The 13,406-nt window shown below is 61.0% G+C and carries 16 protein-coding genes; 8 read left to right on the forward strand and 8 right to left on the reverse strand.

What is annotated here, in order from left to right:
* Positions 1-12: 12 nt before the first annotated feature.
* On the reverse strand, positions 13-564 hold the full coding sequence (locus tag IHQ71_RS28080; RefSeq protein WP_258159681.1) for a sugar O-acetyltransferase: 552 nt from the start codon (positions 562-564) through the stop codon (positions 13-15).
* A 155-nt stretch (positions 565-719) separates the two neighbouring features.
* Here IHQ71_RS28080 and IHQ71_RS32090 point away from each other — a divergent pair, with 155 nt between their 5' ends.
* The 3 genes from IHQ71_RS32090 (at position 720) to IHQ71_RS28100 (ending at position 2,038) form a co-directional block, all read left to right on the forward strand.
* A complete protein-coding gene (locus tag IHQ71_RS32090) occupies positions 720-1,097 on the forward strand; it encodes a YegP family protein (protein ID WP_374989929.1) in 378 nt (125 codons plus the stop codon).
* Positions 1,098-1,191: 94 nt separating this feature from the next.
* Positions 1,192-1,635: an isoprenylcysteine carboxylmethyltransferase family protein gene (locus IHQ71_RS28095; protein WP_258159682.1), complete on the forward strand. Its 444-nt coding sequence runs from the start codon at positions 1,192-1,194 to the stop codon at positions 1,633-1,635.
* Positions 1,636-1,657: 22 nt separating this feature from the next.
* The gene (locus IHQ71_RS28100; RefSeq protein WP_258159683.1) at positions 1,658-2,038 is read left to right on the forward strand and encodes a hypothetical protein; all 381 of its coding nucleotides are present in this window, start codon (positions 1,658-1,660) and stop codon (positions 2,036-2,038) included.
* A gap of 57 nt (positions 2,039-2,095) precedes the next feature.
* Here IHQ71_RS28100 and IHQ71_RS28105 read toward each other — a convergent pair whose 3' ends face one another.
* Complete coding sequence (locus IHQ71_RS28105; protein ID WP_258159684.1) at positions 2,096-3,298, reverse strand: multidrug effflux MFS transporter; 1,203 nt, start codon at positions 3,296-3,298, stop codon at positions 2,096-2,098.
* Positions 3,299-3,492: 194 nt separating this feature from the next.
* Between IHQ71_RS28105 and IHQ71_RS28110 the strand changes: the two genes are divergently transcribed.
* Positions 3,493-4,182: a TetR/AcrR family transcriptional regulator gene (locus tag IHQ71_RS28110; RefSeq protein WP_258159685.1), complete on the forward strand. Its 690-nt coding sequence runs from the start codon at positions 3,493-3,495 to the stop codon at positions 4,180-4,182.
* Between the two features lie 4 nt (positions 4,183-4,186).
* On the opposite strand, the gene IHQ71_RS28115 is transcribed toward IHQ71_RS28110, so the two are convergent.
* Positions 4,187-4,672, reverse strand: a complete 486-nt coding sequence (locus tag IHQ71_RS28115) for a GFA family protein (protein ID WP_258159686.1) — start codon at positions 4,670-4,672, stop codon at positions 4,187-4,189.
* Between the two features lie 104 nt (positions 4,673-4,776).
* Entirely contained in the window at positions 4,777-5,472 is a 696-nt protein-coding gene (locus IHQ71_RS28120; RefSeq protein WP_258159687.1) for a hypothetical protein, read from the reverse strand.
* Positions 5,473-5,617: 145 nt separating this feature from the next.
* Between IHQ71_RS28120 and IHQ71_RS28125 the strand changes: the two genes are divergently transcribed.
* Positions 5,618-6,151, forward strand: a complete 534-nt coding sequence (locus IHQ71_RS28125; RefSeq protein ID WP_258159688.1) for a transglutaminase-like cysteine peptidase — start codon at positions 5,618-5,620, stop codon at positions 6,149-6,151.
* A 291-nt stretch (positions 6,152-6,442) separates the two neighbouring features.
* Here IHQ71_RS28125 and IHQ71_RS28130 read toward each other — a convergent pair whose 3' ends face one another.
* From IHQ71_RS28130 to IHQ71_RS28140, 3 genes are all read right to left on the reverse strand, one after another.
* The gene (locus IHQ71_RS28130) at positions 6,443-7,222 is read right to left on the reverse strand and encodes a metallophosphoesterase family protein (protein ID WP_258159689.1); all 780 of its coding nucleotides are present in this window, start codon (positions 7,220-7,222) and stop codon (positions 6,443-6,445) included.
* Positions 7,222-8,613 carry an O-antigen ligase gene (locus tag IHQ71_RS28135; protein WP_258159690.1) on the reverse strand — a complete coding sequence of 464 codons (1,392 nt, stop codon included), beginning with the start codon at positions 8,611-8,613 and terminating at the stop codon, positions 7,222-7,224. Before IHQ71_RS28135 ends, IHQ71_RS28130 begins: the two co-directional genes overlap by 1 nt.
* 67 nt (positions 8,614-8,680) lie before the next feature.
* Positions 8,681-9,352 (reverse strand): hypothetical protein, encoded by a 672-nt coding sequence (locus IHQ71_RS28140; protein ID WP_258159691.1) that lies wholly within the window; start codon positions 9,350-9,352, stop codon positions 8,681-8,683.
* Between the two features lie 291 nt (positions 9,353-9,643).
* Here IHQ71_RS28140 and ubiE point away from each other — a divergent pair, with 291 nt between their 5' ends.
* The 3 genes from ubiE to IHQ71_RS28155 are packed head-to-tail and all read left to right on the forward strand — an operon-like array spanning position 9,644 to position 12,444.
* Positions 9,644-10,420 (forward strand): bifunctional demethylmenaquinone methyltransferase/2-methoxy-6-polyprenyl-1,4-benzoquinol methylase UbiE, encoded by a 777-nt coding sequence (gene ubiE / locus IHQ71_RS28145; protein WP_258159692.1) that lies wholly within the window; start codon positions 9,644-9,646, stop codon positions 10,418-10,420.
* 2 nt (positions 10,421-10,422) lie between these two features.
* Entirely contained in the window at positions 10,423-12,003 is a 1,581-nt protein-coding gene (gene ubiB, locus IHQ71_RS28150; protein WP_258159693.1) for a 2-polyprenylphenol 6-hydroxylase, read from the forward strand.
* A gap of 57 nt (positions 12,004-12,060) precedes the next feature.
* Complete coding sequence (locus IHQ71_RS28155) at positions 12,061-12,444, forward strand: DoxX family protein (protein ID WP_258159694.1); 384 nt, start codon at positions 12,061-12,063, stop codon at positions 12,442-12,444.
* A gap of 8 nt (positions 12,445-12,452) precedes the next feature.
* Here the strand turns inward: IHQ71_RS28155 and pcaQ are convergent, their stop codons facing one another.
* Positions 12,453-13,379 (reverse strand): pca operon transcription factor PcaQ, encoded by a 927-nt coding sequence (gene pcaQ / locus IHQ71_RS28160; protein ID WP_258162978.1) that lies wholly within the window; start codon positions 13,377-13,379, stop codon positions 12,453-12,455.
* Positions 13,380-13,406 lie beyond the last annotated feature (27 nt).

A 13,406-nucleotide genomic window follows, 5' to 3' on the forward strand; every position in this document is an offset into this window, starting at 1 on the left:
CTTGATCTGGCGTCACCTCCGCATCACCCTGGCCGGGTTCCCCACCACCACCGCATTCGCCGCCACGTCCCGCGTCACCACCGAACCCGCGCCCACAATGGCCCGATCCCCGATCGTCACGCCGGCGAGAATAATCGCCCCACCGCCGATCCAGACATCCTCGCCGATCGTCACCGGCTTGGCGATCTCAAGACCTTCGAACCGCATTTTCGGATCCTTGGCGTGCTCCGCGCAATAGACATGCACGCCCGGCCCGAACATGGTGCGGGCGCCGATGCGGACCGGTGCCGTATCGAGAATCGTGCAGCCGGCATTGAAATAGACACCCTCGCCAAGCGCGATGTTGATCCCGTAGGAGCAATGGAAGGGCGCCTCGATGAAGATATCCCCGGCCGCCGATGCAAACAGCGCCCGGAGTTCCGGTGCCAGCGCGCCGCGTTCGTCCGGCGGCATCGTGTTGTGGCGGTGGACGGCGTTTCGCGCCTTTTGCCTCAGCGCCTCCAGTTCCGGATCGAGGCAGCAATACCATTCGCCGTCAGCCATTTTCATTCTTTCGCTCGTCATGCCGCGCCGTCCTTCCGGTATCCGAAGCGAGAAATCCAAGCCGATTGTCTCCCAAGTTGCAATGGCTTGCGGTCGGAACGTCTCTATACTACACATCTGGTATGGGCATGCCCGCTCCGGGCCAGCCCGCTCGCCAAAAGCAGGGGGGACTTACCATGCACAAGTTCAAAATCCTCGACGCCGCGAACGGCCAGTTCCGGGTGCAATTTCTCTACAATTCCGAGGTCATGGTCTGGTCCGAGAACTATGCCTCGAAGGCCAGCGCCAAGAACTGCGTCGAATCGATCAAGAAGAACGCACCGGGCGCCTCCACCGTCGACCTGACCAAGGAAGAGACGGGTTCCGGCTACCGTTTCGAGCTCGTCGAGTCCAAGGATGGGCAGACCTTCGTGCGCTTCAAAGCCTCGAACGGCGAGACCATGGTGCGATCCGAGACCTATGCCAGCAAGGCCAGCGCCAAGAACTGCATCGATTCGGTCAAGACGAACGGTCCAGGCGCCGAAGTGTTCGACGAGACCGGCAAGACGGCCTGACAGACCGGACAGGCGGTCGCGTCTATCGCGTCGTTGAATTCTGACCCGACAGTCGAGCATCATCGACTTTGCTGCGGCAAGAAGGAGTCGCGTCGTGAAGAAGCTGCTGCCGCCTTTTCTTTTCCTCCTGGCGATACTGCTGCTGATCGGGGCCAGATACGTCTGGCCTCAGTCGAACTTGATTCCGCCGCCCTGGCATTGGCTCGGACTGTTGCTCATTGTTGCAGGGCTTGTGGTGGGGATTCCCGCGGCCAATCGTTTCCACAGAATCGGAACCAACATCAGGACATTCAACGAACCCGGCCAATTGGTCACGGAGGGCGCGTTCCGCTATACGCGCAATCCCATGTATCTCGGTTTTTCACTGATGCTGCTCGGGCTGGCGATCGTCTTTCCAATCCTGACGTCCTTCATCGTGGTCGTTGCGTTCGTCGTGATCACCGACCGCTGGTACATCCGGTTCGAGGAAGCGGCGATGGAGCGGAAATTCGGCGATGCCTACCGTGAATATAAGAGCCGGGTCAGACGTTGGCTGTGAAGCAATCACACCGGAACAAACAATGGCCAGCAGCCACTCGCGCTACATCACCGGCAAGCCGATCACCATAAAGGGTCGGCTCATCATCTCCGGCTTCATCCTGCTGGCGGCACTGGTGCTTGGCTTTGCCATCAGCGTGGCACTATACCAGTTCAATCGCGATCTCTTCCGCAAGTCCGACGCGCTCGGCTATGCGCTCTGCGGCGAGGGCCAGCACATCGACGACGTGGCGAGTGGAAGCAAGGGTACGCGGATGATCTGCCGCGATGCCGCGGGCACCGAGGTCAGCGCGCGAAACAACCTGATCGCGGTCAACATGGCGTTGCCCTTCATCATCATGCTTGCCGTGCCGGGTATATTGATGGCCTGGATACTCGATTTCTGGGAAGTGAAACGCCACTGAAAATGAAAAAGGCCCGCATCCCACCGGGATCCGGGCCTCGCTGTCTTCAAGCCGTGACTACTCCGCAGCGCTGACGGCAGCGGCGCGCCGGCCGATCGTCACCTGCGTCAGGATGAAGGCAAGTGCCGCGACCAGCGCGATGCCGGCCACCATTGGCAGTGCCGTGCCATCGAACACCGTGCTGACGATGACCATGGCGAAGGCGGCGGCCACGAAATGCAGCGTGCCCATCAGCGACGAGGCGGTACCGGCGATCTCGCCATGCTCTTCCAGCGCCAGCACGGCGCTGGTGGGAATGACGAGGCCGAGGAAGCCGTAGCCGATGAACAGGAACACCGCCATCACGGGCAGGCTGTCAAAGCCCGAGGCCATCACGGCCGCCATCACCACCATGGTCAGCGCGAAAGCCGTTACGGCAACCTTCATCACCCGTACGAGACCGTAGCGGGCTCCGAAGAAACCCGTCAGCTGTGATACGGAGAAGAAGGACACGGCATTGATCGAGAAGGCGATCGAATACTGCGCCGGCGTCAGCCCGTAATGCTCGATCAGCACGAAGGGCGAGTTGGCGAGGTAGACGAGGAAGCTCGAAATCCCTAAGCCCCCGATGAAGGTCAGCGTCAGGAAGTTCTTGTCGCGCAGCAGCAGTCCATAGGCGGAAAGCGCCGCCTTGATGCTGCTTTCACGCCGATGCTCGACCGGACGCGTCTCTTCCATCTGGGTCGCGAGCAGGACGAGGCCGATGAAGGCCGCGACCGTCACCGCCCAGAACACGCCACGCCAGCCATAGAACTCGATGACGACGCTGCCCGAAAGCGGCGCCAGGATCGGCGAGATCGAAAAGACCAGCATCAGGAGCGACATCAGCCGCGCGGCCTCGACGCCCGTATGCATGTCGCGCACCACGGCGCGGGGGATGACCATGCCGGCAGCGCCACCGATGCCCTGCAGGAAGCGGAAGGCGATCAGGCTCTCGATATCGGTCGCCAGCGCGCAACCGATACTGGCTGCGGCAAAGATGCCAATGCCGAGATAGAGCGGCAGCTTGCGCCCCCACATGTCGGAAAGCGGGCCATAGACCAGCTGCGACAGCGCGAAGGAGATGAAGAACGCCAGCAGGCTGAGCTGGGTCACCGAAGTATCGGAGCCAAGATCCTTGCCAATGGCCGGCAGCGCCGGAAGATACATGTCGATCGCGAAGGGCCCGATCGCGGATAAGAGGCCGAGAATGATGGCCGGACGATAGAAAGAAGCGGTCATGATGTCGTCTTTCATAAAACGCAGGCGGACCAGCCGGATTGCCATCCGCCGCTTGCTTCTATTGATGAGTGATACGGGGGAAGGCGCGGCTTGGGAGGATCGCACCTTCGATAAACACCGTGTCCATAAATTTGGACACGCATGTAAAATTAGACACTATTGTCTAAATCGTCAAGGTGCATTATCTTTTAGTGATGAACAAAAATCTGGCAGTGGCGGAAACCCTGGATTCGATTGCGCCGCGCGGGCACCAGGGCAAGCGCCAATCGATCATCGGTGCCGCGGCGGACGTGTTCTGCCGCGAAGGATTCGGCGGCGCCTGCATCGACGAGATCGCGGTCGAGGCGCGGGTGTCGCGCCAGACCGTCTACAATCACTACCGCGAGAAGGAGACCCTTTTCATGGCGGTGGTGGAGGACGTGCTGGCGCGTGCCAATGCCGCCGTCTTTGCACTGCTCTCGACGTTTCCCGAAAACGCCGACAATCTGGAAGAGGATCTTGCAGCCTTCCTCGTGCGGCTCAACAAGAACTGCGTCTGCAACAAGGACGGCCGCTTCCTGCGCAAGCTGGTGCAGACCGAGGGCGCGCGCTATCCGCATCTTTTCGAATCCTGGCGTCGCCAGGGTCCGTTGAAGCTGACAAGCGCGATCGCGGCGCGTCTAGCGCGACTTAGCGCCAGCGGTGCGCTCGAGATCGACGATTTCGACGTCGCGGCCCGGCAGTTTCTCGCACTCGGCAATGCCGACCTGCAAATGCCGTTGCTGCTCGGCGAGACACCTGCTGAGGTGGAGCTCGAAAGTGCTGCCCGCAATGCGGTGCGGACATTCCTGCGCGCCTTTGGCGGCCGGAAGGTTGAAGGGCCTTCATTCGCCGAGGCGATCTGAATATCTAACGCGCCACTCCGGCCTTCTCCTTCGCCACCCGGTATCGCGCGGCACTTGCCGCCGGCCATTCCTGCCTCGCATCATAATATTCCTCGAAGGCACGGGCGCCATCCGGCAGCACGACCCAGGGCAGTTTCGAGCGCGTATAGATATGAACGTCGGGCATGAAGTCATCCGGCGTGTCGAGAGTGACGATCCGCAGGAACCGCAGCCATGTGCGGCCGCCATAGTCGCTCCACAGCGGCGATCGGCATTCGCTGCAACGATAGATGTCATGCGGATGACCGCTCTCCGTCGCCATGCGCACCGGTTCCGGCGCTTTGCCGAGAAGCTCGATCCGGTCGGCTTCGATCAGGCCGTTGATTGCAAAGGCACTGCCCGTCTGTCGCTGGCAGTCGCGGCAATGACAGCAATGGATGAACATCGGCCGGCCGTGCATTCTATACCTGACGCCGCCGCAAAAGCATTGCCCGTTCCAAGCATCCGGCATACCGCATCCTCCGCCACCGCTGCCGATCCTGACCGATGGAAGGCCAAAAGAAAAGAGGGTGCGGAAACCGCACCCTCTCAAAATCTATGATCCGGAAATAAGGATCAGTTGTCGCTCGCCGCGAACTCGTTCCGTTCGCCGCCATCCGAATCCGGTCCATCATCGCCACCGAGCGAAGCGGTCTCGGTTTCCAGAATGCGGCGAAGGGAGGCAGCGATCGCGACGATACGAGCGCGTTGCTCGGGGTTCGACACCTGCAGGGCAGCGGCATCGACCGCATTGGCCATGCTCTGGCGAGTTTCCGGCTGTACGCTCTGCGCTTCGTTGCCAATGGCAACGACGAGATCGGCAATCGCCTTGTCCTTGTCGGCCGGCGATCCGCCCATGGCGGCGATTTCCGCATTGACCAAAGCCACACAGTTGCCGCCGCTGGCGCAGCCTGCTGCGACGCTGGCTGCGCTCGCAAATGCAATCGACGGAAGCACCGCACAGGCAAAAGCCATCGCAACAACAGTACGTTTAAACATGGTAAATCCCCATAAAACCCTCATTACTAGAAAACGTAACACATTCTTTACCAAGCAACAATTGGAATCTTTCGCACCCGCGAAATATTGCCGGGAGGACGACAATATCACGCTGCTTACACGAAAAATCCGTGCATTTGCACAATAAACCGGCGCATCCCCAAAGTTGAGCTCAGCTGTTGCTTGCTTCTTGATCGCGCGTTTGCCGTTTTCTGTCCTGAATTGGGGCAGATGCATTGCTTCGAGCGTCCCCGAAAACGACAGATAGGTCAAATTTTAGCGATTGGTTTGAGGAGGCCTTAGCGGGTCATCGGTAGATTGGTGTCATCGGCGGAGAGAATATCTGGAAAAACAGGAACCTTCGCCCCAACCAAACGGCACCAGGCCCGGCAACAAAAGGGCAGGCCGGAAAACGGGGATGACTGATATGTTTCGCAAGCTTATCGTCGCGGCTCTCGCGGCTCTGACATTCACCGCGGCAATCGTGCCCGAGGCCAATGCCTGGAACCTCGGCTCCCGCTCGCGCCACCAGCGCGCCGAGATGGCCGCCGCCCCGCTCGCCTTCCAGCTGTTCTGCCTCAAGAACCCCTCGGAATGCCGTAAGTCGCGCCGCTCGGTCGTCGCCTACACACCGAAGATCCGCGCGCTTCTCGTGTCGGTCAATGCCCAGGTCAACCGCTCGATCCGCCCACGCCGCGAGCGTGGCGACACATGGTCGATCAATCCGGCTTACGGCGATTGCGACGACTATGCGATGACCAAGCGCCACAAGCTGATCCGCGCCGGCGTGCCTGCCTCGGCCTTGAAGATCGCCGTCGTCCGCACCCGCCGTGGCGAGGGCCATGCGATCCTGATCGTCAAGACGACGTCTGGCGAATTCGCGCTCGACAATATCCGCAAGTCGATCGTCCGCCGCTCGCGGACCGGCTACCGTTTCGAAAAGCTCGTGTGACCTGAAGATTGTGTGACTGGCCGGGGCCGCGCGTTCAAGCGGCCCTGACCCCCGGCACGGTGCCGGCCAGCGTACCGCGGACCGGCGCCAACCAACAGCCTCACCGCCAACCAATCCTCACCGCCAGTCTCCGCGTCCCCGGAGACTGGCTATCCTCCCCGGCGTCAAACGCCGGGGCTTTTTGGTGTCTACAAATGAGAGCGAGCGTTGCCTGGTATCGTAGCCGGAATGCTTATAGCCTGCGGCGAGCTTCGCCTGCCGCGGGCTGCAATCGTCACAAATGTAGTTAGGTCAACTTGCCAGAATGACGGAAATATTGCCGGTACCGGTGATCTTGAGCGCGCCGAGTTTCCCGGTCGCATAGGCGCCGAGATCGATGTTTATCCGCTGTTGCGCCAGATCGGGATACTCGATCGGGGTATGGCCGTGGATGACGCGGTAGCCGGTGCCCGCGTCTGGCCAGATGAAATCCGGAGGACGCGACCACAAAAGGACTTGCTCGCGCTGGTCCGCGAGCGGGAGCAGAGGGTCGACGCCGGCATGGACGAAGCAGTAGCCGGGCACGGTCAGCATCGAGGGCAGCGCGCCGAGAAACTGCAGATGATCCTCGGGAATGTGGCTCGCCAGTTGGCGGCCCAGACGCGCGGTATCGCGGTCGAGATCGTAAAGACCGTAGGAAGCCAGGGTTTCGCGTCCGCCGAAGTCGAGCCAGCCATTGCCGTAGTTGGCGTTCGTGAGGAAATCAAAGGCGATTTCCTCATGGTTGCCGGCCAGGCAAAGGCGTTTGAAGCCGCTGGGCGGCGCAGAGAGCAGATGATCCAGTACCATCGCCGACGATGGTCCCCGGTCGATATAGTCGCCGAGACAGACGAGCCACTTTTCCCCGTCGATACCCTCCGCATCGGCCGCAATCGCACTCTCTAGCTGGCGGAGCAATTTGTGGCAGCCGTGGATGTCGCCGATCACATAGATCACACCGGGCATGTTGCTTTCATGCAGGCGCGGGCGGATCGGGGCTTTCCGGTCGGTCTTCCTGCTTCCAAACAGGCGCGGCAGCAGGTCTCTCAGCATCAGCCTGCCTCCAGCCCCCGTCTGATCGAGACGGACTTGCCGACGGCGCCAGCGAGAAGCGCCACGTAGAACAGCGTCACGCCGTGCATTTCGAGGCTGAAATCGACCGAGGAATGTATGGCCACCGCGACCGTCGCACCGATCGCCGCGATGACAAAGGCATCCGCCTTGGTGGACTTCAGATAGGTGCCTGCCAGAAGCGCGAAGAAGTAGAGGACCAGGATCATCGGCAGCGTGCCGAAGATGAGGCCATATTCCGACCACAGCGCCAGATAGGATGAATGCGCCCGGTCCCAGACGAAGTCGAAATTGACCGGGCTCTGGTGGAAAAGCGGATAGGCATATTCGAACGTGCCGCCGCCGAAGCCCGTCCATGGCCGGACCATGACCATGCCCCAGATTTGATCGTAGAGCTGCATGCGGACTTCCGTCGATTGATCGACTGTCTGGAACCGCTCCATCAGCGACGTGCCATAGAGATACGCAATCGTGGTGGCGCCTACGATCAGCAGGCCAAGCGCTGCGACAGTGCCGAGCGGGCCGGTCGTACGCTCGGATCGCCTTGCATGGAACAGGCCGACCGCGACCGCCATGCCGGCAAAGGACGCGAACAGCCCCATGCGCGAACTGGTGGCGACGATCGCGATGAGAATCATCAGCCAGCCGAGAAGCGGCAAGAGAAGCCCCTCGCGCACGTTCAGCAGCATGAACAATCCCTGGCCATTGTCATTGGGCCGTTGGCGGAAGATGTCATAGAGCCTGATGACGCCGATCACGGAGCCGATGGCCAGGAAGGTCGCAAAGGAGTTGCGGTTGACGAAACCGCCCGTCGCGAAGCCGATATAGGCCCATTTCTGCGTGAAGAGGATGGTGTCGCCGAACTGATAGCGCAGCAGCAGGCCATAGATCGCATGCGCCGCGGCGATCCAGAACAGGATCCTGAGAAAACGGGCGGCGCGAATGGAATTGGCCGCGATCTGCAGCGCGAGATAACCGGTCAGCGCGATGTTGATCCAGCGCGCAAATCCAAGCAGCGTATCCTGCGGCGAGATGCTGATCGTCTCGGGTGGCAGTACGCCCTCCGGAAGATACAATATCGACGCGGGCAGCATCGAAGCCAACGGCAAGGTCTGCAGGACAATATAGCCGCAGAATACGATGAGAAGCGCCGTGGGAAATTTCAGGTCGGAGACGGTGATCCTGGGATCGATGCCATTCCAGAGCAGCATCGCGAAATAATAGACCGCTAGCAACGACAGCAGCAATGCATAGAGCGTCCAGGCCATTGGACGATTGCCACCGAGGATGAGCGGCAGTGTGATGAGCAGGAGGGAGAGCGCCCACATGGCGTGGGTGTTGAGCTTGTGGCGCTGGGTGCTCGCGGCATTCATGACAGAGCCTCGCGGTTCACGCTTGCAGGATGCCAGGCCGGCTTGCGAGCTTTGCGATTTGCATCGATCATTGCAACGACTCCTGGGCAGCCTTCTTCACCGACCACAGAAACCGCTGCTGGACATCGTTGGGCAGTGCCGAGACGACGGTGGTGATGCGTTCGCGAAAACCCGCGTCATTGATGTATCGGCTGGCGATCGTCTTGACGCCGCGATAGCTCTCGGCGAGCAGCGCGAGATCCAGTTCGTTCGTCTTGCGGGTGGTGTCGTCCAGTCTGGCGTAATTGTCCTCGGCGAGCCGGACCCTGAGTTCTGTGATCCATTGCTCGCGGGGGCCAGTCTTTTGCGAACGCACCAGCGCCGCGTTCATGCCAGCCTGATCGTCGAGCGCTTCGGCCGCCGCGGCGGCAACCAGCCAGGCAAAGGAATTCGTCGGCATCGTCGCGGTGATCGCGTTTGCCTTCTCGAAACACTGAGTGGCGAAGCGGCGGATTTCGGGTGCGGGGCGCACGCGCGCCAGGCGTGAACCCAGCCCGTAATAGCAACTGCTGAGAACCTGCTTCTTGGAATAGGCCGAAAGTCCGAATTCGGCCTGGCCGGACGCGATGCGGTCGTATTCCTCGATGCTTCGCTCGGGCGACCGATCGAGGATCGTGGCCTCCCGGGCCACCGAATAGGCGCCGAAGCAGACTCCGGCAAGAGACAGCGCAAGCGCCGTCAGCGTGGCAAGACGTGTCATGTAAAATCCCGGTCTGTGCGCATGCGCGATTACTACCCGATACTCCGCGCGTTTGTCGTCGCAGGCTTTCGTCAGCGATGTCTGTTTCTTGCCCCTGCGAGGCATTAGCAACATCTTGAAAAAAAGTCGATAACCGCAGGCGCCGGGCCGCCTGAATTTCATCAAGGATAGTTACCGCCGCGGCGAGAAACCCATTCCGTAGCCGCGACCATTTTGCCGCGCTGGCATATGGCCTCGCGGCAAACGATCCGCTATGGTCCCGCCGCAATTGGAAGCTGGTGGAGTTTGACGATGACGAGCGCGCGCACGAATGCCGAGGGAGGCATGGAAACGTCCTATGGTTTCCAGCGCGTCGGCGAGGGCGAGAAGCAGGAAAAGGTCAACGAGGTCTTCCACAAGGTCGCCAAGCGCTATGACATCATGAACGACCTGATGTCGGCGGGGCTGCACCGGATCTGGAAGAGCGCGATGATCGCCGCCCTCAATCCGCGCAAGGATGCCGGCTATCATCTGCTCGACGTGGCGGGCGGCACCGGCGATATCGCCTTCCGGGCGATCGAAGCCTCCAACCGCCTGGCCAGCGCCACCGTGCTCGACATCAATGGTTCGATGCTGGCGGTGGGCGCCGAGCGTGCCGAAAAGAACGGTCTGCGGAATAATCTGACCTTCGTCGAGGCCAATGCCGAGGAACTTCCGTTCGAGACGGGCACATTCGACGCCTATACGATCGCCTTCGGCATCCGCAATGTGCCGCGCATCGATGTTGCCCTCACCGAAGCCTACCGTGTGCTGAAGCGCGGCGGCCGTTTGCTGGTGCTGGAATTCTCGGATGTCGATCTGCCGCTGCTCGACCGCGTCTATGATGCATGGTCCTTCAATGCGATCCCAAGGATCGGCAAGGTCGTGACCGGCGAAGCAGAACCGTATCAGTATTTGGTGGAATCGATCCGCAAGTTCCCGAACCAGCGGAATTTCGCCGAGATGATCCGGCGCGCTGGTTTCTCCCGCGTGACCTTCACCAATTATACCGGCGGCATCGCCGCGCTGCACTCGGGTTGGAAAATCTGACCTTGAGTACGATTGGAGCCTATTTTCGCCTGATGAAGCTTGGCTGGGTGCTGGCGCGCGAAGGCGTCGTGTCCGCGCTGCCTTCCGAAAACCTGCCGCCCATTGCCCGGTTCGGCCAGTCGCTCGCGGGCCTCGTCGCCCGCCGCCGTGCGAAGTCTGCCGCACAGTCCGACAATCTGGCGCGCGCGGTCGAACGGCTCGGGCCGTCCTATGTCAAGATCGGCCAGTTCCTGGCAACGCGCCCCGATGTGGTCGGCAATGCGTTTGCCGCCGATCTCGCGCAGCTGCAGGACCGGATGCAAACCTTTCCCCGGGCACAGGCCGTCGCCCAGATCGAGGTCTCGCTCGGCAGGCCGATCGGCCAGCTCTACGCCCATTTCGGCGAGCCTATCGCCGCGGCCTCGATCGCCCAGGTGCATCCCGCCGATATCGTCAAGGACGGTGTGACCACAAGGGTTGCGGTGAAGGTGATCCGGCCGGGCGTGCGGGAACGCTTCGCCAAAGACCTCGAAACCAATTACGTAGTGGCTCGTTTCCAGGAGCGGTTCTATCCGCCGGCGCGGCGTCTCAGGCCGGTGGAGGTCACCAGGACGCTCGAACAGACCACCAAGGTGGAGATGGACCTGAGGCTCGAGGCGGCGGCGCTTTCCGAGCTCGCACAGAACTCCAAGGACGATCCCGGCTTCCGCGTGCCGCACGTCGATTGGGAGCGCACCGGCCGCGACGTCGTCACCATGGAATGGATCGACGGCATCAAGATGTCGGATGTGGCGGGTCTTCGCGCCGCGGGCTTCGATCTCGACAAGCTTGCCGAAACGCTGATGCAATCCTTCCTCAGGCATACGCTGCGCGACGGCTTCTTCCATGCCGACATGCACCAGGGCAACCTGTTCGTCGATCCCGACGGCATCATCGTCGCGGTCGACATGGGCATTGTCGGTCGGCTCGGCAAAAAGGAACGCCGCTTTCTCGCCGAGATTCTCTTTGGCTTCATCACCGGCGATTACCGCCGGGTCGCCGATGTTCATTTCGAGGCCGGCTATGTGCCGAGCCATCACGATCATGCCTCGTTCGCCCAGGCCATCCGCGCGATCGGCGAGCCGATCCACGGACAGCCGGCCGACACGATTTCGATGGCGAAGCTGCTCACGCTGCTCTTTGAAGTCACCGAGCTTTTCGACATGGAGACGCGGCCCGAACTGATCATGCTGCAAAAGACCATGGTCGTGGTCGAGGGCGTCGCGCGATCGCTCAATCCGCGCTTCAACATGTGGAAGGCGTCCGAGCCGGTGGTCGGCAAATGGATCCGGGACAATCTCGGACCCAAGCGCCTTGCCGTGGACCTCAGGGATGGGCTGAAGGCAGCGCTCAGGCTGGCGGAAGCAGCACCTCTGATCGCCGAGAAGGCCGAGAAGCTGGCGCAGAATATCACCGATATGAGCGAGAATGGGTTGCGGTTCGACGCGGCGACGGCTGAGGCGATCGGCAAATCAGAGGCGCGGCATTCCAGATCTGGACGCATTGCCCTCTGGATCATTGCCGCAGCCTTGGTTTATATCGCCTGGAAACTGTCACACTTCTGACCGGCGGGGCACCTTGTCCGGATCAAAAATGACGACGCATTCCGAGGGGAAACGAACATGTCCAGCATCGCCATGCTTATCGGCCGCATCCTGCTGTCGGTGATCTTCATCCAGGCTGCGATTTCCAAGCTCATGGATATCTCCGGCACGATCGCCTATTTCCAGGGGCTCGGCCTGCTGCTGCCATCGGTGACGATCTGGCTGGTCATTCTTGTGGAACTCGTGGGCGGGCTGATGATCCTGACGGGCCTTTACACCCGTATCGCCGCGACCATCCTCGCGCTCTTCTGCATCGCGACTGCTTTCATCGGACACTCGGACTGGTCCAATATCGCCGATTTCCAGGCATTCATGAAGGACATCGCAATCGCAGGCGGCTTGTTCTATGTCGCAGCCGCCGGTGCCGGCATCATCTCGCTCGATACGCGGCGCGGGGTCTAGGATTCCACCTAAATTCCTCGTCCGGATTGCTTCACGCGATCGCGGATCGTGTTCATCATGATCGATAGCGACAGGTTGGGTGCTTCATTGGCGCGCGTGGTCAGGCCCACGGCGCCGCGGGTTTCCGACATATCGACCTCCAGCCTCGCCATCCGCCCCGCCTCGATCTCCGAAGCGACGACACCGCCCGAGATCAGCCAGATCGCGTCATAGCGCTGGACATAGGCCCGGCCGAAACTGTCGGATACCGTCTCGACGACATTGGTGAGTTCGGCGATGCCGTTGGTCACCAGGAAGCGATCGACAAAGGGCCTGATCACCGAACCCTGCGTTGGCATCAGCACGGTGTAGTTTGCGATCTCGCCGAGCGAGAAATTTCTTCGGGAGAGCAGCGGATGACTGCTGCGGACTGCAAAAATCACCTCTTCCGTATAAAGCGGCTCGAAATGCAGGCCGGTCATGCGCTCCGGCGCGGACAGGCGCCCGACCACGAGATCGAGATCGCCGACCCTCAGTGCATCAAGCAGCCAGCGGTTCTCGCCGGTGACGATCGTGGCGAGGCTTCCGGTGCCAGCTTTCAGGAATTCCGCCACCGCTTCCGGCATGAGGCTGACAGACGCGGTCGGCAGCGCGCCGATCCGCAACGGCGGGCCTAGCGAATGCTTTGCCTGCACGATCGAATCCACGCCGCGCTGCACAGCGGCGATGCTTTCGCCCGCATGCTTGAGAAACACTTCGCCGAAATGACTGATCCTGATGCCACGCCCTTCCTTTTCGAAGAGATCGACGCCAAGATAGTCCTCGAGTTCGCGGATGGTTCGGGTCACGGCCGGTTGGGTGACGGAGAGCACATCAGCGGCCTTGCCCACACTCTTCTGGCGGGCCACTTCGATGAATGTCTGAAGATGGCGGAACTTGATTCTGCTATCCATGATTCATTCCAGGATTGTTATGGTTTGGGT

The organism is Rhizobium sp. TH2, assembly GCF_024707525.1.
Classification (GTDB): Bacteria; Pseudomonadota; Alphaproteobacteria; order Rhizobiales; family Rhizobiaceae; genus Rhizobium_E.